General features: G+C 75.3%; 2 protein-coding genes. Both read left to right on the top strand.

The window, feature by feature from the left end; genetic code table 11:
* Positions 1-608 (top strand): response regulator transcription factor (locus CCN33_RS01070; protein ID WP_086690100.1); only part of this gene is annotated, 608 nt, incomplete at its 5' end.
* The coding region (locus CCN33_RS01065; RefSeq protein WP_107483881.1) for a HAMP domain-containing protein at positions 605-1764 on the top strand (1160 nt) is incomplete at its 3' end. The genes CCN33_RS01070 and CCN33_RS01065, both read left to right, overlap by 4 nt.

The raw sequence follows: 1764 nt of genomic DNA, 5'->3' as shown, positions 1-1764 counted from the left end.
CCGCGCTGGAGGCGCTGCGCGAGGTCGCCCATCTCCGGTTCGACGTGGTCATACTCGACCTCGGCCTGCCCGACCTGGACGGCTCCGAGGCGCTGAAGATGCTGCGCGGCATCACCGACGTCCCCGTCATCATCGCCACCGCGCGGGACGACGAGACGGAGATCGTCCGGCTGCTCAACGCCGGGGCGGACGACTACCTGACCAAGCCCTTCTCGGTCGAGCACCTCTCCGCCCGCATCGCCGCCGTACTGCGCCGCTCCCGCTCCGGCGCCGCCGAGCCACCGCCCTCGCCGGTGATCCGGGTCGGCGGCCTCACCGTCGACCCGCTGCGCCGCCAGGCCGAGCTGGACGGCGCCCGACTCGACCTGACGCGGCGCGAGTTCGACCTGCTCGCCTTCCTCGCCGGCCGCCCCGGCGTGGTCGTCCCGCGCAAGGAACTGCTCGCCGAGGTCTGGCAGCAGTCCTACGGGGACGACCAGACCATCGACGTCCATCTGTCCTGGCTCCGGCGCAAGCTGGGCGAGACGGCGGCCCGGCCCCGCTATCTGCACACCCTGCGCGGGGTCGGGGTCAAGCTGGAGCCGCCCGCCCTGGGGGAGCTCCGATGAGATGGGCCCTGGTCAAGGTCTGCCTGGCGGTGACCACCATGGTCGTCGTCGCCTTCGCCGTCCCGCTCGGCCTGGTCGTCAAGGAGATGGCCCGCGACCGCGCCTTCGCCGGCGCCGAGCGCGAGGCCGCCGCCGTGGCGCCCGCCCTCTCCATCACCACCGACCGGGACGAGCTGGAGCGGGTGGTGGCCGCGGCCGGGGCCGACTCCGGGATGTCCGTGCACCTGCCCGCCGACGGCGACCGGGGCGCGCTCGACCTGGGCCGGGGGAGGGCCGCGGAGAGGGACATCGAGGCGGTGCGCCGGATGGGCCGCGCCTCCACCACCGAGGTCACCGGGGGCTCCGCCCTGCTCCAGCCGGTCGCGCTCGGCTCCGGTGCCATCGCGGTGGTCGAGGTGTGGGTGCCCGAGGCCGCGATGAGCAACGGGGTCGGCACGGCCTGGGCGGTGCTCGCCGCCGTGGGCCTCGCGCTCATCGCCGGTTCGGTCGCGGTCGCCGACCGGCTCGGGGTGCGCATGGTGCGCCCCGCCCGGCGGCTGGTGGAGGGCGCGCACGAACTGGGTGAGGGGCAGCTCGGGGCACGGGTGCCCGAGGAGGGGCCGACCGAACTGCGGCTCGCCGCCGTCGCGTTCAACTCCATGGCCGATCAAGTGGTCCAGCTCCTCGCCAACGAGCGGGAACTGGCCGCTGACCTCTCGCACCGGCTGCGCACCCCGCTCACCGTGCTCCGGCTGAACGCCGCCTCGCTGGGCGCCGGTGCCGCCGCCGACCAGACCCGCGCCGCCGTGGCCCAACTGGAGGGCGAGGTCGACACGATCATCCGTACCGCCCGCGAGGCCAAGCCGCAGACGGCGGCCGTGGGGCCGGGCACGGGGTGTGACGTGGCCGAAGTGGTGCGCGGGCGGATGGAGTTCTGGTCCGCGCTCGCCGAGGACGAGGGCCGCAAGTGGCGGGTGGCCGGCGCCGAGCGGCCGGTACGGGTCCCGGTGGCCCGGGCTGACCTGGCCGCCGCCCTGGACGCCCTGCTGGGCAACGTCTTCCGGCACACCGCCGAGGGCACCGCCTTCGCGGTCGACGTCCACCACGCCGAGGACGCGGTGATCGTGCTGGTCTCCGACGCGGGTCCCGGCATACCCGACCCGCGTCGGAGACCAGC

Source organism: Streptomyces recifensis (assembly GCF_002154615.1).
GTDB lineage: Bacteria > Actinomycetota > Actinomycetes > Streptomycetales > Streptomycetaceae > Streptomyces > Streptomyces griseoluteus.
The sequence above is the reverse complement of the archived record's forward strand: the minus strand, read 5'-3'. Positions and strand labels throughout refer to the sequence as shown.